This window comes from Sphingomonas molluscorum (assembly GCF_039522995.1).
GTDB lineage: Bacteria > Pseudomonadota > Alphaproteobacteria > Sphingomonadales > Sphingomonadaceae > Sphingomonas > Sphingomonas molluscorum.
Genome location: NZ_BAAAEL010000001.1, coordinates 109,966 through 132,142 on the forward strand (window position 1 = coordinate 109,966; position 22,177 = coordinate 132,142).

The window sequence follows — 22,177 nt, forward strand, 5'->3', positions numbered from 1 at the left end:
CTGCTCGAGACAAACGGGTCGGGGCGGACTGGAGCCGCGCGTCAGAACCCCTCGGGCAGGCTCACCTCGCCCACCAGCTCGCGGTAGCGGGCGATGGCGAAGCGGTCCGTCATGCCGGCGATGAAGTCGGCGATGTGGCGGCTGCGGCCGGGCTCGTCGGCGGGGAGATCGCTGCGCCAGCCATCGGGCAGCAGCGCCGGGTCGGCTCGATATGCGGCGAACAGCCCCGTCACCACCGTGCGCGCGGCATCCGCGGCGGCGAGTTGCGATGGGTGGTGGTATAGGTTGGCGTACATGAAGCGCTTGAGCGTACGCTCCTGCTCGCGGACCTTGTCGGAGAAGCCGACGAGGCAGCGGCCGCAGGCGCGCACGTCCGCGACGCTCTGCACGCCCGCGTCGGCGATGCGGCGGCGGGTCTCGGCGATCAGGTCGTTCACCATCGCGCCGATCTGCGCGCGGATCAGCTCGCCCACCAGCCGATCGGGCGCGTCGTCCGGGAATTGCACGCGCACCTCGTCCCAGCGCTCCGCGACGATCGGCACGCCCAGCATCTGGTCGAACGTCAGCAGCCCGGCGCGCAGGCCATCGTCGATGTCGTGGTTGTCATAGGCGATGTCGTCGGCGAGGGCTGCGACCTGCGCCTCCAGCGAGGACCATTCGCCCAGCCGCAGCGGAAAGGCCGCGTCCACGTCGGCCAGTGCCCAGCCGGGGCGGCGGATCGGGCCGTTGTGCTTGGCGAGCCCCTCCAGCGTATCCCAGGTGAGGTTGAGCCCTCGCCAGCGGGGATACGGGCTGTCGAGCCGCGTCAGCGTGCGCAGCGTGTGACCGTTGTGGTCGAAGCCGCCTGCCCCCATCAGCGCGTCCTTGAGCGCATCCTCACCGGCATGGCCGAACGGCGGGTGGCCGATATCGTGCGCGAGGCACAGCGCCTCGGTCAGGTCCTCGTTGAGCCCAAGCGCGCGCGCGATCGCGCGGCCGATCTGCGCGACCTCGAGGCTGTGGGTCAGGCGGACGCGGAAATGGTCGCCGTCGGGTGCCATGAACACCTGCGTCTTGTGACGCAGGCGCCGAAAGCTGATCGAGTGGATGATGCGGTCGCGATCGCGCTGAAACGCGTCGCGGGGGCCGCGCGCCGTCTCGTTGCCCTCGTCATGCAGGCGTCCGCCGTGCGCCCGAGGGTCCGCCGCCCAGGGCGCCTGTTGTCTGGTCACTTGGGAAGCTGCTCGATCTTTTGTCCGGGTTCGCTGGCCCAGACAAAGGCGGAGAGCCCCTGCTTGGCAAGCGTGTTGACGAGGGCCTGCGCTTCGTCGTCGGTCTTGAAGGGGCCGACCAGCAGCCGGTTGGTGGCACGCAGCGGCGTGGTCCAGGCCGAGCGGCCCTTGAGCGCTGCGGCCTTGGCACCGAGCGCGCGATAGGCCTTGGGCAGGTCTGCCTTGTTGGCGCCGCCCGCGACCTGCACCCAGGTGCGCGCAGGATCGCGCTTGACGGGATCGGGCTTGGCCGGCGCCTTCGTCTTCCCCTTTGCGGTCGCGGCCTTGGGGTCGTCCTTTGCCGCCTTGGCGCTGCCGGGCTTTGCGGCGGCATCCTTGGCCTTGGTTGCCGACTCCTTGGCGGCGGGCTTTTCCGTCTCGCGTGCCGCGGCAGCCTTAGCAGGCGTCGGCTTGGGCTCGGGCCGGGCGGGCTCGACACGCGCCGGGGGCGCAGCGGGGGCCGTGGCGGCAGGCGTCACCGGTGCGGGCGCGGGCGCGGCGGAGGGCAGCGGGGCGACGCCCAGCTCGGTCGCCGGGATCGTCAGGTTGCGGATGATGGTCGCAAGCGTGGTGTCGGTCGCCGCGGCGGCGGCATCGCTGCGCGCGGGCGCCGGCGGCTGGGGCGCCGAGGCGACCTGCCTGGGTTCGGCGGCAGCAACGTCGCGCGCCTCCTGCGCGGCGGCGGCAGCAGCCGCCCGTTGCGCATCGGCGAGCCGGGCGGCCTCCGCCAGGCGCTGCGCCTCGGCGAGCCGGGCAGCCTCTGCGGCACGCTGTGCCTGGGCGACGCGCTCGGCCTCGACCCGGCGGGCCGTCTCGGCAGCGGCGGCTGTGCGGGCCGCTTCGGCCGCGCGCGCGATCTGGGCGAGGCGTGCGGCTTCGGCGGCACGGGCGGCTTCGGCGACGCGGGCCGCCTCGGCGACGCGATCGGCCTCCGCCTTGCGCGCGGCGGCGAGTTCGGCCTCACGCTGGCGGGCCTCGGTCTCGCGACGGGCAGCGGCCGCGGCCTCGCGACGCTCCCGGCGAGACAGCTTGCGGGTGCGCGTGGCTGCCTGGGCCGGCTGCACGGCGGTGGTCGCTGCGGCCACGGCAACGGGCGCCTCGGCGCGCGGTGCGGGCACGATCGGGGGCGCAAGCCGGGCGTCGGCGATGCGCGCGGGCGTGGTCCCCAGGCGGCCGAAGTGCACGGCAAAGGCGCGATCGGCGGGCGAGAGCGACGGCAGGCGGCGGAAGAAGGGGGCGAGCTGGGTGCCGAAGCCCGGCAGCATGGTGGCGGCGATCCGGTCGGCCCCGGCCGCATCGCCCTGCATCGCGAGGACGCAGGCGTGGACGCGCCACGCCGCACGGTCGCTCTGGCGCAGCAGCGGGTCGAGCAGCTGGTTGGCGGCGCGGACGTCGCCGGTGATGCCGAGCGACAGCGCCAGGCGGCGGACGATCTCGTCATCCCGATCGACCGAAAGCGCGAGCCGGTAATCGCGCTGCGCGTTGGTGGGATAGCCGAGCAGGTCGAACGCGAGCCCGCGGTCGGCCGCGAAATAACGAGGCGCCAGACCCGCGCGTTCGGCAGCGGCGAACAGGCGCATCGCCTCCCCCGGCCGCTCCATCGACAACAGCGCGGAGGCACGTCCTGCGAGGACGCGCGGATCGCCGGGCGCCACCTTCTCCGCCCGGGCGAAGAACTGCACCGACGCCTGCGGGTCGCCGAGGCGTGTGCTCAGGCGGCCGGCCTCGATCAGGGCGTTGAGGTCGTTAGGACTGGTCGCCAGGATCCGCATCTGTTCGGACAGGCGGTCCGCGTTCGGGGTCGGCTGCTGGACGATCGCCTGCGCCCATGCGGGCTGCAGACTCGCCTGCGCCAGGGCGAGGCAGGAGGCGGCGAGCAGCGTTGGCAGCAACGCCCCGCGACCGGTGGTCGGGAAACGGTTCATGGGTGCAGCCACCTTAGAGGCGCGAGCGGAATACGGAAGTTGTACGCTGCTGACCAGGCGACCAGACGATGTCCCCAGGGGACGAACTGCGTGCGGGGAGATGGCCGGGCACCCCAGGGAGGCGCCCGGCCACCGGCCTTACTGGTTGTTCTGGCGGTGCAGGAAGCGCGGAATGTCGAGCGGCTCCTTGGCCGTCTCATCCCCGCGTGCCGGAGCGCGGCCGGCGTTCGCCATGCGCTCGAACAGGGTACCGCCCGGACGGCTGCGGCCGCTGCCCTGCTCCTCGCCGGCTGCCGCCTCGGTGCCCGGGGTCAGCCAGCGACGACGTGCCTCGAAGCCGGGGCGCGGCTCGTCGGCAGACGGCGTGGGCGCCGGAGCCGGAGCCGGAGCGGCCTGCTGCGGGACCATGGTGTCCGCGCCGAGCACCAGCTCGTCGGCATCCTCCACGGGCGGCTGCGGCGCGGGCTGGGGTGCCGGCTGCGGGGCAGCGACCGGCTGGACCTGGGGCGCTGCCGCCTGCGGGGCCGGTGCGGGCTGAGCTGCCGGCTGGACCGGAGCCTCGACCGCCTGCGGCTCGCCCGCCGGAGCGGGACGACGGCTGCCGCCGAAGGAGAAGGAGGTGCGCGCCGGTTCGGCAGCGATCGCCGCCTGCTGCGCGGGCGAGCTTGCCTCTATGCCGGTGGCGACCACCGAGACGCGGATCTTGCCTTCGAGCTCCGGGTTGAACGCCGAACCCCAGATGATGTTGGCGTCGTCGTCGACCAGCTCGCGAATGTGGTTCGCGGCCTCGTCCACCTCGAGCAGGCGCATGTCGTCGCCGCCGGTGATCGAGACGATCACGCCCTTGGCGCCGTTCAGCGAGACGCCGTCGAGCAGCGGGTTCGCGATCGCCTTCTGCGCAGCTTCGATCGCGCGGCTGTCGCCCTCGGCTTCGCCGGTGCCCATCATCGCCTTCCCCATCTCCTGCATCACCGAGCGGACGTCGGCGAAGTCGAGGTTGATGAGGCCGGGCATGACCATCAGGTCGGTGATGCCGCGCACGCCCTGCTGCAGCACCTCGTCCGCCATTTCGAACGCCTGCTTGAAGGTCGTATTGGCGTTGGCGATCAGGAACAGGTTCTGGTTCGGGATGACGATCAGGGTATCGACGTACTTCTGAAGCTCCTCGATCCCGGCGTCGGCCGAGCGGGCGCGCTTCTTGCCTTCGAACGAGAAGGGCTTGGTCACAACGCCGACGGTCAGGATGCCCATCTCGCGCGCCGCCTTGGCGATGACCGGGGCCGCACCGGTGCCGGTGCCGCCGCCCATGCCGGCCGCGATGAAGCACATGTGCGCGCCCTGCAGCGCTTCCTGGACCTGCTCGATGGTTTCCTCAGCCGCGGCGCGGCCGATCTCCGGCCGGCTGCCGGCGCCCAGGCCCTGCGTGATCTTCACGCCCAGCTGGATGCGCTGCGGCGCGTCCGACTGCTTGAGCGCCTGCGCGTCGGTATTGGCGACCAGGAATTCCACGCCCTGCACTTCGGCGCGGATCATGTTCGCGATGGCGTTGCCGCCCGCCCCGCCGACGCCGATCACCGAAATGCGCGGCGTCAGATCGTCGAGGTCCGGCGGAAGAAATTCGATGCTCATTCCTGATCTCCCGAAGCGGGCCGGCCGCTGGCCAGCAACCGCCTAACTAGTTTCTTCTGCACCAACGGCTTGGGGGACTCTAGCCCCGTTTGCCACCATCCGTAGCGAATCTTCAGTAGTTGGTCCGAAAGGCGGCCATCAGGCGCTGCAACATCGCCATCGGGCTGGGCCGGGTGACCACCTGATGGGTCGGCTGGATCGCCCGGAGATCGACCGGATCGGACGCCGCGAACATCGCCAGACCCGCGAGCGTGGCGAAGCCCGGGCCCGAGTGCGCCTCCGGCAACGCGGTCAACCCGCGCGCACGGCCGACCCGGACGGTGCGGCCGAGCGCCTGCTGCGCATAGTCGGCGATGCCCTTCAACTCCGCGCCGCCGCCGGTCAGCACCACCTGACGCCCGACGGGATCGTCGAAGTTCAGCTTGCGCAGTTCCTTCTGGATCTCTGCCATCAGCCGGTCGAGCCGCTGGCGGATGACCGCGATCAGCTGCGCCCGGGTGATACGCGTACCCTCGGCGTCCTCGTCGGGGCGGACCGGCGCCACGTCGATCATGTCGTGGTTGTCGCGCGGGCTCATGTTGGCCGAACCGTAGAAGCACTTCAGCCGCTCCGCCTGGTTGCGGCCGGTGCCGAAGGCGGAGGCGACGTCGTCGGTGATGTCGGCGGCCCCCATCGAGATGGAGGCGAGGCCGGTGAGGACGCCATTGGCGAACACCGACACGTTGGTGACGCCCGCGCCGATCTCGACCAGTGCGACACCGAGTTCGCGCTCCTCCTCGGACAGGCAGGCAAGGCCCGTCGCGACCGGGGCAGCGATGATCGACTTCACCTCCAGGTGCGCCGAGCGGACGCAGAGGTCGAGGTTGCGGACGGGCGAGCCCTCGGTCGCGACGACGTGGATCTCCACGCCCAGTCGATCGGCATGGAGGCCCATGGGGTCGCGCACGCCGCCCAGGCCATCCAACGAATAGCGCATCGGCTGGGCATGCATCACCATCAGCGCACCGGGATCGATCGCGTTGCGGCCGGCCTTCAGCAGCGCGTCCACGTCCGACTGCTCGACGCGGTGGCCACCCAGATCGACCTCGAGCTTGACGATGTCGGACAGGAGCCCGCCGGCCGAGAAGCTGACCCACACGTCCTCGATGTTGAGGCCGGCGATGCGTTCCGCCTGCTCCACCGCCTCGCGCACCGCGGTTTCGGTCGCCTTCATGTCGGCGATATAGCCGCGCTTGACGCCGCGGCTCTCGCGCTGGCCGGTGCCGAGCACCACCAGTTCGCCGCCGTCCCCCTTTTGCGCAATCAGCGCCGACACCTTCGACGATCCGATGTCGAGTGCGGTGATCAATCCTTCCGGTGCTACCTTCGCCATCGCCTGCCCCTTAAACGACGCCCGTGCTGCCTGTCTCTACGCTGCCTGTCTCGTTGCCCTGGCCGGCAGGCGCAGCCCCTTCCGCCGCATTGCCGGGCGCGGCATCGTCGGCCGCGGGCGCGGCTGCGGCACCCGGCGCCATGCGCACCACCAGCTTGCTGGGGTCGCGCAGGTCGAAGCGGGCATAGCCCTTGCCGAGCAGCCCCATGGTACCGTCCATCTGCGCGAACTTCACCAGCGCGTTCGCTGCGGCCTTTTCGCCTTCCGGCAGCACCAGCGTCTCGCCGGACTGGAACAGCAGGTCCCAGCGGCGGTTGCCGACCCATGTTGCGGCCTTCACCATCGGGCGGAGCGCCGGCGCGGCGGCAATCAGGCGCTGATAGGCCGGCTCCTGCGCATTCGCCCCCTCCCCGATCACCAGCGGCAGGCGCGGGATCGCGTGCGCGGGCACCTCGTCGAGCAGCACGCCCTTGTGGTCGATCAGCATCAGCTGGCCGTTGTTCTGCCAGACGGCAGCGGGATCGCGCTCCACCACGTCGATCACCAGCGTGTCGGGCAGCCGCCGCGACACGCGCGCATCGGCGATCCAGCCGTATTCGAGCAGGCGGTCGCGGGTGCCGTTCAGGTCCACCAGCGGCATCGCGCGCGAACGCTGGTCGAGCGCCACGGCATAGACCGAGTTCGCGTCCATGCGCTTGAGGCCGGTGACCTCGATTTGGGCGACGCGAAAACCGAGGCTGCCGATCCCCTCGGCCATGGCAGTGCCGACCAGGCCGAACACGCCCAGCCACCCGGCCGCGGCGATCGCCGCACCGCCGACGAGCGCGGTGATGCCCCAGGCCGCCGCCTTGCGCACCGTCGCCTCGCCGCCAGGCACGCGGGCCACGGCGTGGTCGAGGATCGAGGCGCGGCGCTGGCGCTTGGGCTGCGGGCGGCGCTTGGGCTTCACCGTCCGCGCGGGTGCCGGGCGCCGGGAACTTGCACGGCTCATTCGGTCGCTCCGTGGGTGAGTGCCTCGTCGACGATCCACTGCACCAGCTGCGGATAGGACATGCCGACCGCGCGCGCCTGTTCGGGCACCAGGCTGAGCGGTGTCATGCCCGGCTGGGTGTTGACCTCCAGCAGGAACAGACCCTCGACGCCCTGGCTGTCGTCCCAGCGGAAGTCAGACCTCGACGCGCCCCGGCAGCCGAGCCGCTGGTGCGCGGCAACCGCGATCGCCTTGCACGCCTCGGCGATGTCCTCGGGGATCTCCGCCGGGCAGACGTGCTCGGTCAGCCCCTCGGTGTACTTGGCGTCGAAGTCGTAGAAGCCGGACTTGGGGCGCAGCTCCGTCACGGCAAGCGCGCGGTCCCCCAGCACTGCCGTGGTGAGCTCGCGACCGCGGATGAACGGCTCGGCCAGCAGCTCGTCGAACTCCTGCCAGGGGCCGGTCGCGTCGCGGGCAATCGGGTTGCCGTAGTTGCCCTCGTCCGTGACGATGGCGACGCCGACCGACGAGCCTTCGTTGACGGGCTTCAGCACATAGGGTCGCGGCAGCGGATCGCGCTCGAACAGCTCCTCGGTCGCGACGATGCGGCCGCCGGGCATGGGGATGCCGTGCGGGACCAGCGCCTGCTTGGTGAGTTGCTTGTCGATCGCGATCACCGAGGTGGCGAGCCCGGAGTGGGTATAGGGCAGGCCCATCAGGTCGAGCATGCCCTGCACCGTGCCGTCCTCACCGGGCGAGCCGTGGAGCGCGTTGAACACCACGTCGGGCTTCGCTTCGGCGAGGCGGAGTGCCACGTCGCGATCCATGTCGATGCGGGTCACGCGGTGACCGAGCGACTCCAGCGCGTCCGCGACGCCCGTGCCCGACATGAGCGAGACCGGACGCTCGGCCGACCAGCCGCCCATCAGCACGGCGATGTGAAGGGTGCGCTCGGTCACAGGGAAACTCCTTGGCTCGCGGCCAGAACGATGGTGCGCGGCATCACTGGGCAAGTCCCACGCGCTGAATCTCCCATTCCAGCTCGACGCCGGAATGGGCCTTCACCCGTGCGCGCACTTCCTCGCCCAGCGCCTCGATCTCGGCGCTGCTGGCCGACCCCAGGTTGAGGAGGAAGTTGCAGTGCTTTTCGCTCACCTGCGCGTCGCCGCGGCGCAGGCCGCGGCAGCCGGCGGCGTCGATCAGCGCCCAGGCCTTGTGCCCGTCCGGGTTCTTGAAGGTCGAGCCGCCGGTGCGGCTGCGCAGCGGCTGCGACGCCTCACGCTCCGCGGCGATCCGGTCCATCTCCGCGCCGATCGCGGCCGGGTCGCCGGGCGTGCCTTCGAACACCGCCTCGACCACGACCGCGCCGGCCGGCAGCTCGGAATGACGATAGGTGTAGCCCAGCCGCTCGGCGGACCAGGTCTCGATCGCGCCTTCGCGCGTGACGACGGTCGCCTCGACCAGAATATCGCTGGTGTCGCGGCCATAGGCGCCGGCGTTCATCCGCACCGCGCCACCGACCGTGCCGGGAATGCCGCGCAGGAACTCCAGGCCGGCAATGCCGGCGTCCCGTGCGCCGGAGGCCACGGTGATCCCCATTGCCCCCGCCCCTGCCCGCACGCGGTTGCCGGGCTCGACGGAGACGCGCGCCATCGCCTTGGGCAGGCGCACGACAACTCCGGGCACGCCACCGTCGCGCACGATGAGGTTGGAGCCGACGCCCACCGGAAGCACCGGCACTTGCGGGTCCAGCGTGGCGAGGAGATCCGCCAGCGCCTCGACCGTGTCAGGGCGCACCAGCCACTCTGCCGGACCGCCGGTGCGGAACCAGATGAAGTCGGCGAGCGAGCCCTGCGGCTCGACCTTGCCGGCGACCGGGGGCAACGCGCCCGTGTCGAGGCGGAGGGCGGTGCTCACTTGCTCCAGCCCCACAGCTTCGCCCAGGCGAGCCATGCCTTCCACTGCGCCTCTGCCGCGCGACGGCCGGCGTCCTGGAAATCGGCGGCTTGGCCACCGGCCTGGAGCATGCGGCGGACGGCATCGACCTGCGCCTCATGCGCGCGGAACAGTTCGCGCTGCGCCTCGCTCGCGGTCTTGAACCAGTCGCTCATGCCGCCTGCTCCACGCGCGCCGCCCGGGCGATCGCATCCGCGAGGCCGGCGGCGGTCTTGGTGATGTCCCCTGCCCCCAGGCAGACGATCAGGTCGCCCTCGCGCGCGTCGGCGGCGAGCAGCTGTGCGAGCGCCGCGGCATCCGCGACCGAGCGCGCGGAGCGGTGACCGCGCCGGCAGATGCGCTCGGCCAACGCCTCCCCGCTCACGCCCTCGACCGGTGCCTCGCCCGCCGCATAGACGGGGAGCGCATAGACCGCATCGGCGTCGTTGAACGCCTGCGCGAACTCATCCATCAGCGCGCCGAGCCGCGAGTAGCGGTGCGGCTGGACGACCGCGATCACGCGCCCGGCAGAGGCTTCGCGCGCGGCGGAGAGCACGGCGCGGATTTCGACCGGGTGGTGCGCATAGTCGTCGATCACGGTCATCGCAGGCTCGGCAACCGTGCCGACCTTGGTAAAGCGGCGCTTCACTCCGCCGAAGGCACCGAAGCCGCTGGCGATGGTGGCATCGTCGATGCCCATCTCGATCGCGACGGCAATGGCGGCGAGCGCGTTCTGCACGTTGTGGCGACCGGCCATCGGCAGGACGATGCCGGCGATGGTGCGCTGGCTGCCGTCGCGTTCCCGCACCACCGCGTCGAAGCGGTTGCAGCCGTCCTTCGAGACGATGTTGGTGCCGCGAACGTCGGCCTGGGCGGCGAAGCCATAGGTCACGATCCGCCGATCTCGCACGCGCGGGATGATCGCCTGCACTTCCGGATGATCGAGGCAGAGGATCGCCGCGCCATAGAAGGGCACGTTCTCGACGAACTCGACGTACGCATCCTTGGCGCGATCGAACGAGCCATAATGGTCGAGATGCTCGGGATCGATGTTGGTGACGACCGCGATCGTGCCATCGAGGCGCAGGAAGCTGCCGTCGCTCTCGTCGGCCTCCACCACCATCCAGTCGCTGGCACCCAGTCGCGCGTTGGAGCCATAGGCGTTGATGATGCCGCCGTTGATGACGGTGGGATCGACCCCGCCCGCGTCCAGCAACGCCGCGATCAGCGACGTCGTGGTGGTCTTGCCATGGGTGCCGGCGACCGCGACGGTGGACTTGAGGCGCATCAGCTCCGCGAGCATTTCCGCGCGGCGGACGACCGGCACACGGCGCGCAAGGGCAGCCTCGACCTCCGGGTTGCCGCGCTGGATGGCGGTCGAGGTCACCACCACGGCCGCGTCGCCCAGGTTGGCGGCGGCATGGCCGATCGCCACCGGGATGCCGCGGTCGCGCAGCCCCTGGACGACATAGCCCTCGGCCACGTCGGAGCCCTGCACGCGGTAGCCCAGGTTCTTCATCACCTCGGCGATGCCGGACATGCCGATGCCGCCGATGCCGACGAAGTGGATCGTGCCGATGTCGGTTGCGACGCCCTTCATGCCAGCGCCTCCCGCACGGCGGGCTTGGCCGATCCGCTCGGGATCCGGGCCGGAGGAGAGTCGATGCTCTCGACAAGGTCGGCGAGGTCGCGGACCGCATAGGGGCGGCCGCAGCTGCGCGCGCGAAGCGCGGCATTCTCCAGCGCCTGCGGCTCCAGACCGAGCTTCTGGATCTGCTTGGCGAGTTCAGTGGGCGTGAAGGCCGTCTGCGGAATGGTGCGTGCGCCGCCCGCCTGGGTGATCTCGCGCGCGTTGACGGTCTGGTGATCGTCGGTGGCGCTTGGGAGCGGCACCAGGATCGCGGGGCGGCCGGCGGCGGTGAGCTCGGCGATGGTCGAGGCACCGGCGCGGGCGATCACGACATGGCTCCAGGCGAGGCGCTCGGGTAGGTCGGGCAGATAGGTGGCGATCTCCGCCGGGATACCGTGCTCGGCATATTGCGCGCGCACGCGATCAATGTCCTCCAGCCGGGCCTGGTGCGTCACCTGCAGGCGGCGGCGGAAGTGGAGCGGAAGCAGCGCGAGGCCGTCGGGCACGACCTGGCTGAGGATGCTCGCACCCTGGCTACCGCCGGTCACCAGCACGCGGAACAGGCCGTCTTCCTCCGGCGTCGGGAACGGGCGGTCGCGCAGCGCAAGCACGGACTCGCGCACCGGGTTGCCGACCAGGTGGACCTTGCCGGCATAGGCGGGCTTCAGCCGCTGCACGTCTTCGTAGGAGGTCGCGATCGCGTTCACGCGGCCGGCGACGAAGCGGTTGACGCGACCGAGGACGGCGTTCTGCTCGTGGATCACGGTCGGCACCTTGCGCGCAAAGGCCGCGAGCAGCGCCGGTAGCGCGGGATAGCCGCCGAAGCCGACGACGGCGGACGGCTGGAAGGTGTCGTAGAGCGCCATCGCCATCGCGCGGCCGGCGAGCATCTCGCGCCCGGCGCGCAGCCAGCCCAGCGGCCCGCCCTGAAGGCGGCCGGCAGGAAGCACATGCGTCTGAACGCCGTCGAACAGGCCTGGGAAACGCACGCCGCGTTCGTCGCTGACCAGCGCGACGCGGTGGCCGCGCGCGGTCAGCTCCGTCGCAAGGGCCGCCGCAGGGACCATGTGCCCCCCCGTGCCGCCAGCTGCCAGGACATAATGTTTCGATCCGCGCATCAACCGTTCCACCGGGTACCGTAGGGAGATCGCGTCAGATACGGGTTCCGGCGCGTGAAAGCGAGCAGCAGTCCCATGCCGAGCGACAGCGCGATCATCGAGGAGCCGCCATAGCTGATGAACGGCAGCGTCATGCCCTTGGACGGCGCGATGCCGGTGTTCACCGCCATGTTGATCAGCGCCTGCAATCCGAACTGCACGGCAAGGCCGGCGGCGGCGAGCAGGCGGAAGGCGTCTTCCTCGTCCAGCAGCCGCACGAACACGCGCACCACCAGCGCCAGGAACAGAAGCGCGATCGCGGCACAGGCGATCAGGCCGAACTCCTCGCCCACAACCGCATAGATATAGTCGGTGTGCGCTTCCGGCAGCTTGAACTTGATGCGGCCGCCGCCGGGACCCGTGCCGGTGATGCCGCCGGCCGTCAGCACCGCATGCGCCATGTCGGTCTGGTAGCTGTCGGTGTGGACGGCGTTGGGATCGGGGAAGAGGAAGCTGTCGATGCGGATGCGGGCCGTGTCGTAGAAGACATAGGCCGCGACCACGCCGCCTGCGCCCATTGCACCCAGCAGCGCCATGATCCGGGTGGAGATGCCCGCGATCATCAGCAGCGTCAGCCAGACGGAGCCGAAGATGATCGTCTGGCCGAAGTCCGGCTGCAGCATCAGCACGCACCCTACCAGCGCAGTGAGCGCGCCGGTGATCGGCACGACCGGCAGGTGCGGATCCTTGGCGCGGAACGACAGGATCCAGGCGGTGGCGACGATGAACAGCGGTTTGAGGAACTCGGAGGGCTGGAACTGGCTGATCCCGACCCCGATCCAGCGGCGGGCACCGTTGATCTCGACCCCGATCAGCGGCGTCGCCATCAGCAGCACCAGGAACACGGCGGCCCCGCCCAGCGCAAAGCGCCGTGCCGCCGTCGCGGGCAGCATCGAGACCCCGATCATCACCGGGAAGGACAGCACCACCCACAGCGCCTGGCGCCAGAAATAGGCCATCGCCGGGATCTTCACCGCACCGCTGGAATAACGCACCGCCGTGGCGGGGCTGGCGGCGGCGACGGCGACCAGCCCGAGCGCGACCAGCAGCATCGCGATCAGCAGCAGCACCCGGTCGATGTCGCGGAACCACAGGCCGATCGGCGAGCGGGCGCCGCGGCCGACGTGGCGCTGGACGCGCTCGCGCAGGGGATCGGCACGGAGAGAAGCGGCGCGCGCAACATCGGTCATCGCAGGTCCTCCACCGCGCGCGCAAAGGCGCGGCCACGCTCGGCATAGTCGCTGAACTGATCGAACGAGGCGCAGGCCGGCGACAAGAGCACCACCTCGCCCGGCTCCGCACGGGCGGCGGCGGCGCGGACGGCTGCGTCCAGCGTGCCAGACTCCTCCACCGGCAGCTCGGGCGCCAGCACCTCGGCGAAGCGGGGCCCGGCCTCGCCGATGGTGTAGGCGCGCACGACATGGCCGAAGCCGGGGCGGCAGGCGTCGAGGTCGTCGCCCTTGGGCTTGCCACCCAGGATCCAGTGAATGCGCGGGAAGGCGGCGAGCGCGGGCGCGACGGACTCGGGGTTGGTCGCCTTGCTGTCGTCGATGAAGGCGACGCCGTTCACCTCCCCCACGCGCTGCATGCGGTGGGGCAGGCCGGAAAAGCTCGCGAGGCCGGCGTCGATCGCCGCATTGTCGACGCCCAGCGCCTCGCAGGCGGCGATGGCGGCGAGCGCGTTCTGGGCGTTGTGCGGACCCTGGAGCGATGGCCAGCGCGACTGATCCATGCAGACGCCGGGGGCGATCTTGGTCAGGTCGGCGCTGCGGCCCACTTGCGCGACCTGGCGGGCGATGAGAGCCGAGGGCGTGTCGCCGATGCCGATGATCGCGGCATGGCCAGCGGACTGCATCGCGAACAGCCGCGCCTTGGACGCGGCATAGGCGTCGAAGCCGTCGTAGCGGTCGAGATGGTCGGGGGTAATGTTGAGCAGCACCGCCACCTCACAGTCGAGCGTGGTGGTGAGGTCGATCTGGTAGCTCGACAGTTCGAGCACATAGACGCCGCCCGCCGGCAGCGGCTGCTGCTCCAGGATCGGCAGGCCGATGTTGCCGCCCATCAGGGTCGGCACGCCCGCCGTCTGGAGGATGTGGTGGATCAGGGCGGTCGTGGTCGACTTGCCGTTGGTACCGGTGATGCCGACGACGCGGTGCGGCGGCAGGTCGGCACGGGCCTGCGCGAACAGCTCGATGTCGCCGAGGATCGGCACGCCCGCGGCGGCAGCCTTGGCGGCGATGGGGTGGCTGTTGAGCGGCACGCCCGGCGACACGATCACGCCGTCGAACCCGGCGAGGTCGATTTCCAGCGGGTCGGCGAGCGTGGAGCCACTCACGGCGTCACGGCGCGCGGGATCGCTGTCCCAGGCGGTGACGGTCGCGCCGCCTGCAAGCAGCGCGTTGACCGTGGCGATGCCGGAGCGTGCAAGCCCCAGCACCGCATAGCGCCTGCCGGACCAGCCGCCCGCGACGATCATCGCAGCTTCAACGTCGACAGGCCGGCCAATGCCAGCACCAGCGCCACGATCCAGAAGCGGATCACCACCGTCGCCTCCGCCCAGCCGAGCTGTTCGAAATGATGGTGGATAGGCGCCATCTTGAACACCCGCTTTCCGGTGCGCTTGTAGAAGAACACCTGGATGATGACGCTGAGCGCCTCCACCACGAACAGGCCGCCGATGATGCCGAGCACGATCTCGTGGTGCGCGGTGACCGCAATCGCGCCGAGCGCGCCGCCGAGCGCCAGGCTGCCGGTGTCGCCCATGAAGACGGCGGCCGGCGGCGCGTTGAACCACAGGAAGGCGAGCCCCGCCCCCGCAATGGCGCCGCACAGGATCGCGAGGTCGCCCGCCCCCGCCACATAGGGAATGCCGAGGTAGCCCGCGAACTTCGCGTTGCCCGCCAGATAGGCGATCACCATGAATGCGACCGAGGCGATGATGACCGGCATGGTCGCGAGGCCATCCAGGCCGTCGGTCAGGTTCACGGCGTTGCCGAACGCCACGATCGTGAAGGCGGCGAACACGACGTAGAACGGCCCGAGATCGATCGCGACGTTGGAGAAGAAGGGCACGTAGAGCTGGGTGCCGGTCTCGCGGATGATCAGCCAGCTGGCGATGCCGGCGATCACGAATTCCAGCAGCAGGCGGACGCGCCCGGGCACGCCGGCGGTGCTCGCCTTGCGCACCTTGTCATAGTCGTCGAGGAACCCGATCGCCGCAAAGCCGAGCGTCACGAACAGGCAGGCCCAGACGAACGGGTTGCGCAGGTCCATCCACAGCAGGATGGACAGCGTCATCGAGGTCAGGATCATCAGGCCGCCCATGGTGGGCGTGCCGACCTTGGCGAGATGGGTCTGCGGTCCGTCGGTGCGGATCGGCTGCCCCTTGCCCTGGCGGACGCGCAGCCAGCCGATGAACCAGGGGCCGATGATGAGGCCAAGGAACAGCGCCGTCGCGACGGCACCGCCGCTGCGGAAGCTCAGATAGCGGACGAGGTTGAGGACGCCCGGAAAGCCCAGCGTCTCGGCGATCAGATACAGCATCAGCCTCTTTCCGCCAGCGCCGCGACCACGGCTGCCAGCCCCACCCCATTCGAGCCCTTGACGAGAACCGCGTCGCCCGGCGCAAGCAGCGCCGAAAGGCGGTCCTGCGCGGCAGCGGCGTCGGGCACATGGACGAAATCGACCGTGCCCTCAAGGGCTTCGGCAAGAGCCTTCATGCCCGCGCCCACCAATATGGCGTGCGAAACCCCCGCTTCGCCGAGCGGGCCCGCCAACTCGGCGTGGAAGCGGTCGCTCGCCTCCCCCAGTTCGCGCATCTCGCCGAGCACCGCGAGCTTGCGGCCCGGCTCCTCGGCCAGCACCTTGAGCGTCGCGCGCATCGAGGCGGGATTGGCGTTGTAGCTCTCGTCGATCAGCAGCGCGCTACCCTCGCCGATCGCGATCTGCGTGCGCGCGCCGCGGCCGGGAAGCCCCGGCAGGTCGGCAAGCGCGAGCCCGGCCTGGGCGAGGTCCCCGCCGGCCGCCTCGACGGCGGCGAGCACGGCCATCGCGTTGGCGACCCAGTGCACGCCCGGAGGCGCCAGGGTGAAGCTCAGTTCGCGGTCGCCGAGCTTCGCGATGACGAAGGTGCCGCCGGTGCCGATCGCGACATGCTCGACCGCGCGCACGTCCGCGCCCTCGCCCAGGCCGAAGGTGACGATCCGGCCGGCATGCGGGCGGGCCGCGGCGATCAGGCGGTCCCGGTGGGGGCTGTCGAAGGGAATGATGGCGGTGCCGCCGGGCTCCAGGCCCTGGAAGATCTCCCCCTTGGCGTCGGCGATGGCGGCTTCGGAGGGGAAGAAGGCGGTGTGCGCGGGGGCGATGGTGGTGACGACCGCGATGTGCGGGCGCACGATGCGGGTGAGCGCCGCCAGTTCGCCCGCGTGGTTCATGCCCATCTCGAACACGCCGAAACGGGTGGCGGCCGGCATGCGCGCGAGGCTCAGCGGCACGCCGGTGTGGTTGTTGTAGCTCTTGACCGAGCGGTGCGCGCTGCCCGGCGCGCCGCGGTCGAGGGCCGCGAACAGCGCCTCCTTGGTGCCGGTCTTGCCGACGGAGCCGGTGACGCCGATCACCGTCGCGTCCATGCGGGCGCGGGCGGCACGGGCGAGCGCTTCGAGCCCGGCCATGGTGTCCTCCACGCGCACGCTCGGATGCGGCGTATCGGCCGACACCAGCGCGCCGGCGGCGCCGCGAACGAAGGCGCCGTCGAGGAAGCGGTGGCCGTCGGTCGCCTCACCGCTCAGCGCGACGAACAGGTCTCCGGGCGCCACCTCCCGCGAATCGAAGGTAACGCTGTCGACCGCGAATTCGGCCGAGGCGGTGCCGCCGGTGGCAGCCGCGATCTCGGCCGAGGTCCACAAGGATGTCATGCCGTCCCCGCACACTCCCGGGCCACCGCGACATCGTCGAACGGCAGCACCAAATCTCCGACGATCTGCCCCTGTTCGTGCCCTTTGCCGGCGAGCAGCACGATGTCTTCGGGTCCCGCTTCCGCAATGGCGGCGGCGATAGCATCGCGACGACCGCCGATCTCGCGTGCATCCGGCGCACCTTCGAGCACCTGCGCACGGATGGCGGCCGGGTCCTCGCTGCGGGGATTGTCGTCGGTGACGATGACCAGGTCGGCCCCAGCGGCGGCTGCCGCACCCATCGGCTTGCGCTTGCCGGTGTCGCGGTCGCCGCCGGCGCCGAACACGACGATCAGGCGGCCGGCGGCATGGGGCTTCAGCGCAGCGATGGCGGCCTCGAGCGCATCCGGCGTGTGCGCATAGTCGACGTACACCGGCGCGCCGCTGCGGGTGATGACCGCGCGCTCCAGCCGGCCACGCACCGGCTGGAGCCGGGAAAGGCCGGCGAGCGTCGCCTTGAGATCGCCGCCGGTCGCCAGCACCAGCCCGGCGGCGGTGAGCGCGTTGGCAGCCTGATAGGCGCCGATCAGCGGCAGGTTGACCTTGTGGGTCTCCCCTTCCGCCTCGATCATGAGCGTCTGACCCAGCAAGGTGGGGTCGCGCCCGACGAGGCGCAGCGTCTCGCCATGCTCGCCGACCGTGAGCAGCCGGTTGCCGCGCATGCGGGCGAGGTCGATCACGCGATCGGCGTGGGGATCGTCCACCCACACCACGGCCGCGCCGTCCGGGTCGAGCACTTCGGAGAAAAGGCGCAGCTTGGCGGTGAAATAGGTCGCCATGTCGCCGTGATAATCGAGATGATCGCGGCTGAGGTTGGTGAAGGCGGCGGCGCGGACCGGCAGGCCCTCGGTCCGGTACTGCGACAGGCCGTGGCTCGATGCTTCGAACGCGACATGGGTCACGCCCTCGCGGGCCAGGCCGGCGACGTTGGAAAGGAACGTCACCACGTCGGGCGTGGTGAGGCCGGTCGAGACGCGATCGTCGGCGGTGGTGACGCCCAGCGTACCGATCGAAGCGGCATGATGGCCCTGCATGCGCCACAGCTGCCGGGTGAGCTCGACCGTCGAGGTCTTGCCATTGGTGCCGGTCACCGCGACCGCGGTCTCGGGGAACGGCGCAAAGAACGCTGCCGCGAGGCGGGCGAAGCGTTCGCGCGGGTTGCGGTCGGCGATGTGGACTGCGCCCTCGACCACCGCCTCCGGCCGAGCGACCACGGCGATCGCACCGGCGGCGACGGCTGCGGGGATGAAATCCTCGCCATTGACCGTCGCGCCCTCGAACGCGCCGAAGATCGTGCCCGGGGCCACCTTGCGATGGTCGATGGCGAAACCGGTGACGGTCGGGCCGCCTTCGGTGCCGAGGAGAGTTCCCAACTTCATTCCGGTCCCGCGCTCTTTTCCTGGCCAGCGGGATGCCACAGCAGCCCGCGCAATTCGCTCGTGTCGACGTCGGCCCGCGCATCCGGGATCACGCCCAGCAGCGGCCCCGTGCGGCTGATCACCCGCGACGCCACCGGCGCGGCCGTCCAGGCGGCACTGGTGAAGCCGTAGGTTTCCTTGGTTCCCTTGGGCGAGTCGAGCATCGCGATCACCACATAGCGCGGGTGGTCCATCGGGAAAGCCGCCGCAAAGGTCGAGACGTTCACCTTCTTGGAATAGCCGCCCCCCGACACGCGCTCGGCCGTCCCGGTCTTGGCGCCGACGCGGAAGCCCGGAGCCTCGCCGCGGCGGCCGGTGCCTTCCTGTACCACCAGGCGCAGCAGCTGGCGCATGCGGTCGCTGGTCGCCTGGCTGAACACGCGCCGGCCCTTGGGCACCGCGCCAGGCGCGCGCTTCAACAAGGTCGCCGGGCGCCAGATGCCGCCGTTGACCATGGTCGCGTAAGCCGTCGCGAGGTGGAGCGGCGTCACCGCGATGCCATGGCCATAGGCGGAGGTCATGGTCGTGGTGCGCGCCCAGAAGGTCGGCCAGATCGGGCGCGCCTTCTCGATCTCGATGCTGGGCGGCGTGTCGAAGCCGAGGCTGCGGAAGAGCGTCCGCATCCGCGCCTCGCCCATCTCGTCGGCGATGCGCGCCGTGGCGATGTTGGACGAGTGGACCAGCGTCTCGGGAATGTTGAGCCAGCGGCGCTCGGCGTGGTCGTCGTGGATGCGGAAGCGACCGATCGGCAGCGGCTGGGTCGCGTCGTAGCGCTTGCTCATCGAACTGGCGACGCCGGTCTCGATCGCGGCGGCGACCGTGAGCGGCTTGAAGGTCGAGCCGAGCTCGTAGACGCCCTGGGTCGGGATGTTGAGCTCGGACCCGCCGCTCGTCACCTTGTTGGGGTTGAAGGTGGGAAGCGAGGTCATCGCCATCACCTCCCCCGAGTCCACGTCGAGGATGACGCCGGCGGCACCGACCGCCTGGAAGCGCGCCATCGCCTGGCTGAGCTCGCTCTCCAGCGCCGCCTGGACGCGCACGTCGAGCGACAGCGCGACCGGCTGGCCGCGCTCTGCCGGGTCGGTCAGCCGGGTATCGAGGTAGCGTTCCATGCCGCGCATCCCGCGGCCGTCCATGTCGAGATAGCCGAGCGCATGGGCGGCGAGCGTCGATTGCGGATACAGCCGCTCCGGCTCGCGCGCGAAGACGATGCCGGGCTCGCCCAGCGCGTTCACCTGCCCCACCAGCTCGGGGAGCGCGCGGCGGCGAAGGTAGCGGAAGGTCGTGTCGCCCTGCAGGATGCGGCGGTAATAGCCGGCGTCATGCTCGGGAAGGACCGCCGCCAGCTGCTCGGCGAGCAGCGCCTTGTCGCCGATCACCTTGTTCGGCCGCACCGCGATCGACCAGGCATCGATGGTACGGGCAAGCGGCGCCCCATTGCGGTCGACGAGGTCGGCGCGCAACGGCACCAGCGCCGCCGCCGCATCGCGCGAGGAGGCGGGCGAGGTCGAGATGGCGAGCGTCGCCAGCCGGAGCAGCACCATTGCCACGCCCGCCGCGAACAGCAGCAGCACGATCATCAGCCGCACATGCGCAATGGCGACCAGCGAATGCCGGCCGCCATCACCCTGGCGCTGAGTCATCGGGGGCGCGACGACGACGATCACCGGTTCTTCACCGCCTCCTGCCGGGCACCGCGGGCGAGATCGCGCAAGGTGCGGTCGCTGAGCAGCGTCTGATCGAGCATCGCCACGGCCTGTGCCTTGCGCTCGGCCGGGCGGCTCGGCGCAGCGGTCACCAGGCCGGCGGTGCGGACCGGGGCGGCGGCGGGCTTGCGCGCTGCGGGCGCGGCGCTTGCGACGGCGACCGGTGCGGCGGCAGCCTTGCGCGGCGCCGGCTGCGTCCGCGCGACCGCGACGGGCGCTGCGGCGGCGACCGGCTTGGCCGAGGACACGCTTGCGGTGGCGACCGGTGCGCGGGTGGTCACCGCTTCGGCTGCGACCTTGGCTGCGGCGGCGTCCGCCTCCGCCTGCGCCATGGTCGCGGCGGTCAGCACCACCCCGGCGCTCGGCACCACATAGGAGGCGAACTGGACATCGTCGCCGGGCGTGCGGCCGGGCAGCTGCGCCAGCATCGCCTCGCCACCGACGAACTGCTCGGCACGCGGAGCGGCCAGCGAGAGGACGTCGCCGTTCCAGCGCTCCAGCTGCGCGAGGTTGGCGCGGGTGTCGAACTCGGTCTCCAGCACGCGGATGTCGTTGCGCGCCTTTACGATCGCACGCTCGACCGATTCGACGCGGCTGCGCTCGGCGGCCACCTGCGAGGTGACGAGGTAGAAGGCGGGCGCGACCACCGCGACGCACAGGCACCAGCCGAGTGTCTTGAACCCGAACGCTGCCATTACTTCACTCCTGCCTCTGTCCATGCCGCGGCGGCCGTACGCCGGGCGGTTCGCAATGTTGCCGATCGTGCGCGCGGGTTGCGCGCGAGCTCCGCCTCGCCGGCGCGGACCGGCTTGGCGGGGGATTCGAAGCTGGGCGCGCGGCCTGCCGCCTGGGCGGGCATGTGCCGCGATCCGGAGGGCGTGCTGCCGCTGCGCTCGCGGAGGAAGCGCTTGACGATGCGATCCTCCAGGCTGTGGAAGGTCACCACCGCCAGGCGGCCGCCGGGCTTCAGCACGCGCTCGGCCGCTTCCAGCCCGCGCTCTAGCTCGTCGAGCTCGGCGTTCAGGTGGATGCGCAGCGCCTGGAAGGTGCGGGTCGCCGGGTCCTTCTTCTCGTGCGGCTTGTGGCCGAGCGCGCGGCGGACGATCGAGGCGAGCTCGGCCGTGCGGGTGATCGGGCGCGCCTCGACGATCGCGCGCGCCACCCGGCGCGAGCGGGGCTCCTCGCCATAATGGTAGAGCACGTCCGCGATCTCCGCCTCGTCGGCGGTGTTGACGAAATCGGCAGCAGTGGGGCCCGACTGGCTCATCCGCATGTCGAGCGGCCCATCGGCCTGGAAGGAGAAGCCGCGCTCCGCCTGGTCAAGCTGCATGGAGGACACACCGATGTCCATCGTCACGCCATCGACGGGCACGACGCCCAGATCCGCCAGCGCCGAGGCCATCGAGGAGAACGGCGCCTCGACCAGCGTCAGCCGCTCGCCCGCCTCGGCAAGGGTCGGCGCGGCATTGGCCACCGCATCGGGATCGCGATCGAACGCGATCACCCGCGCGCCCCGGCCGAGCATGGCACGCGTATAGCCGCCGGCGCCGAAGGTGGCGTCGACATGCACTTCGCCGGGCTCGATCGCGAGGCCGTCGAGCACCTCGTCGAGCAGCACGGGGATGTGGGGCGCGTCGCTCATCGCAGCCCCTTCTCTTCCATGCAGAACTCGACGAGCTCGCGCGTCTCCTCGGCGATGCTGTCGTCGGCGAGCAGCGCTTCCGGGTTCCAGATGTTGAAGGTGTTGCCGCGGCCGTGGAAGAAGGCCCACTTCTCGATCTTGGCACGGCGGCGGAAGAAGGTCGGCAGCACGAAGCGGCCGGCGCTATCGAACGGCGCCGATTCCAGGTTGCCGAACGCATTGCCCGCCACGTTGTAGTCCACCGCCTCCCCGCTGTCCTCGACCGCCAGTTCGCGCGGATCGATGCGCGCGTGCAGGATGCGGGGCCAGTTGACGTCGAACCCGACCAGGCAGCCGTGCTGGGAATCGCGCGCGATCAGCAGGTCGCGGGCGTCCGCGTTGCGCTCCAGTGCGGCGCGCAGCTTTGCGGGAACAGCGACTCGCCCTTTGGCGTCAACTGCTTGCAGCCCGTAGCTCAGATAGAGTTCTCGGTCTGACACGCTGCCCCAATCGGTCGCGCAGCGTCGCCTTCCCCGCTGTCCTCACGATGCTGGCGCCGGCCAGTCGCGCTTCGGCTTCGCGGCGGAGGTGCTGCCCCCTCGTTGACACATT

General features: G+C 70.9%; 19 protein-coding genes. All 19 read right to left on the minus strand.

Going from position 1 to position 22,177, the window contains the following annotated elements:
* Positions 1-41 precede the first annotated feature (41 nt).
* Complete coding sequence (locus ABDZ92_RS00615; protein ID WP_125961443.1) at positions 42-1,211, minus strand: deoxyguanosinetriphosphate triphosphohydrolase; 1,170 nt, start codon at positions 1,209-1,211, stop codon at positions 42-44.
* The gene (locus tag ABDZ92_RS00620) at positions 1,208-3,175 is read right to left on the minus strand and encodes a tetratricopeptide repeat protein (RefSeq protein ID WP_272695196.1); all 1,968 of its coding nucleotides are present in this window, start codon (positions 3,173-3,175) and stop codon (positions 1,208-1,210) included. Before ABDZ92_RS00620 ends, ABDZ92_RS00615 begins: the two co-directional genes overlap by 4 nt.
* A 138-nt stretch (positions 3,176-3,313) precedes the next feature.
* Positions 3,314-4,804 (minus strand): cell division protein FtsZ, encoded by a 1,491-nt coding sequence (gene ftsZ, locus ABDZ92_RS00625; RefSeq protein ID WP_125961445.1) that lies wholly within the window; start codon positions 4,802-4,804, stop codon positions 3,314-3,316.
* 112 nt (positions 4,805-4,916) lie between these two features.
* Positions 4,917-6,176: a cell division protein FtsA gene (gene ftsA / locus ABDZ92_RS00630; protein WP_125961446.1), complete on the minus strand. Its 1,260-nt coding sequence runs from the start codon at positions 6,174-6,176 to the stop codon at positions 4,917-4,919.
* A 10-nt stretch (positions 6,177-6,186) separates the two neighbouring features.
* A complete protein-coding gene (locus ABDZ92_RS00635) occupies positions 6,187-7,167 on the minus strand; it encodes a cell division protein FtsQ/DivIB (RefSeq protein WP_125961447.1) in 981 nt (326 codons plus the stop codon).
* Positions 7,164-8,105 (minus strand): D-alanine--D-alanine ligase, encoded by a 942-nt coding sequence (locus tag ABDZ92_RS00640; protein WP_125961448.1) that lies wholly within the window; start codon positions 8,103-8,105, stop codon positions 7,164-7,166. Before ABDZ92_RS00640 ends, ABDZ92_RS00635 begins: the two co-directional genes overlap by 4 nt.
* A gap of 43 nt (positions 8,106-8,148) precedes the next feature.
* Positions 8,149-9,063 (minus strand): UDP-N-acetylmuramate dehydrogenase, encoded by a 915-nt coding sequence (gene murB / locus ABDZ92_RS00645; RefSeq protein ID WP_241211900.1) that lies wholly within the window; start codon positions 9,061-9,063, stop codon positions 8,149-8,151.
* Positions 9,060-9,257, minus strand: coding sequence for a hypothetical protein (locus ABDZ92_RS00650; protein WP_125961449.1), 198 nt, complete (start codon positions 9,255-9,257; stop codon positions 9,060-9,062). Before ABDZ92_RS00650 ends, murB begins: the two co-directional genes overlap by 4 nt.
* The gene (gene murC, locus ABDZ92_RS00655) at positions 9,254-10,681 is read right to left on the minus strand and encodes a UDP-N-acetylmuramate--L-alanine ligase (RefSeq protein ID WP_125961450.1); all 1,428 of its coding nucleotides are present in this window, start codon (positions 10,679-10,681) and stop codon (positions 9,254-9,256) included. The genes ABDZ92_RS00650 and murC overlap by 4 nt, the downstream gene beginning before the upstream one ends.
* On the minus strand, positions 10,678-11,829 hold the full coding sequence (gene murG / locus ABDZ92_RS00660; protein WP_125961451.1) for an undecaprenyldiphospho-muramoylpentapeptide beta-N-acetylglucosaminyltransferase: 1,152 nt from the start codon (positions 11,827-11,829) through the stop codon (positions 10,678-10,680). Before murG ends, murC begins: the two co-directional genes overlap by 4 nt.
* Positions 11,829-13,058, minus strand: a complete 1,230-nt coding sequence (locus tag ABDZ92_RS00665) for an FtsW/RodA/SpoVE family cell cycle protein (RefSeq protein ID WP_125961452.1) — start codon at positions 13,056-13,058, stop codon at positions 11,829-11,831. Before ABDZ92_RS00665 ends, murG begins: the two co-directional genes overlap by 1 nt.
* The gene (gene murD, locus ABDZ92_RS00670; RefSeq protein ID WP_125961453.1) at positions 13,055-14,344 is read right to left on the minus strand and encodes a UDP-N-acetylmuramoyl-L-alanine--D-glutamate ligase; all 1,290 of its coding nucleotides are present in this window, start codon (positions 14,342-14,344) and stop codon (positions 13,055-13,057) included. The genes ABDZ92_RS00665 and murD overlap by 4 nt, the downstream gene beginning before the upstream one ends.
* A complete protein-coding gene (gene mraY / locus ABDZ92_RS00675; protein WP_125961454.1) occupies positions 14,341-15,411 on the minus strand; it encodes a phospho-N-acetylmuramoyl-pentapeptide-transferase in 1,071 nt (356 codons plus the stop codon). The genes murD and mraY overlap by 4 nt, the downstream gene beginning before the upstream one ends.
* Positions 15,411-16,781: a UDP-N-acetylmuramoyl-tripeptide--D-alanyl-D-alanine ligase gene (locus ABDZ92_RS00680; RefSeq protein ID WP_125961455.1), complete on the minus strand. Its 1,371-nt coding sequence runs from the start codon at positions 16,779-16,781 to the stop codon at positions 15,411-15,413. Before ABDZ92_RS00680 ends, mraY begins: the two co-directional genes overlap by 1 nt.
* A complete protein-coding gene (locus ABDZ92_RS00685) occupies positions 16,778-18,199 on the minus strand; it encodes a UDP-N-acetylmuramoyl-L-alanyl-D-glutamate--2,6-diaminopimelate ligase (RefSeq protein ID WP_125961456.1) in 1,422 nt (473 codons plus the stop codon). Before ABDZ92_RS00685 ends, ABDZ92_RS00680 begins: the two co-directional genes overlap by 4 nt.
* Complete coding sequence (locus ABDZ92_RS00690) at positions 18,196-19,881, minus strand: peptidoglycan D,D-transpeptidase FtsI family protein (protein WP_425542272.1); 1,686 nt, start codon at positions 19,879-19,881, stop codon at positions 18,196-18,198. The genes ABDZ92_RS00685 and ABDZ92_RS00690 overlap by 4 nt, the downstream gene beginning before the upstream one ends.
* Positions 19,882-19,901: 20 nt before the next feature.
* The gene (locus tag ABDZ92_RS00695) at positions 19,902-20,639 is read right to left on the minus strand and encodes a hypothetical protein (RefSeq protein WP_206432225.1); all 738 of its coding nucleotides are present in this window, start codon (positions 20,637-20,639) and stop codon (positions 19,902-19,904) included.
* Positions 20,639-21,586: a 16S rRNA (cytosine(1402)-N(4))-methyltransferase RsmH gene (rsmH, locus tag ABDZ92_RS00700; RefSeq protein ID WP_125961459.1), complete on the minus strand. Its 948-nt coding sequence runs from the start codon at positions 21,584-21,586 to the stop codon at positions 20,639-20,641. The genes ABDZ92_RS00695 and rsmH overlap by 1 nt, the downstream gene beginning before the upstream one ends.
* The gene (locus ABDZ92_RS00705; protein WP_125961460.1) at positions 21,583-22,065 is read right to left on the minus strand and encodes a division/cell wall cluster transcriptional repressor MraZ; all 483 of its coding nucleotides are present in this window, start codon (positions 22,063-22,065) and stop codon (positions 21,583-21,585) included. The genes rsmH and ABDZ92_RS00705 overlap by 4 nt, the downstream gene beginning before the upstream one ends.
* Positions 22,066-22,177 lie beyond the last annotated feature (112 nt).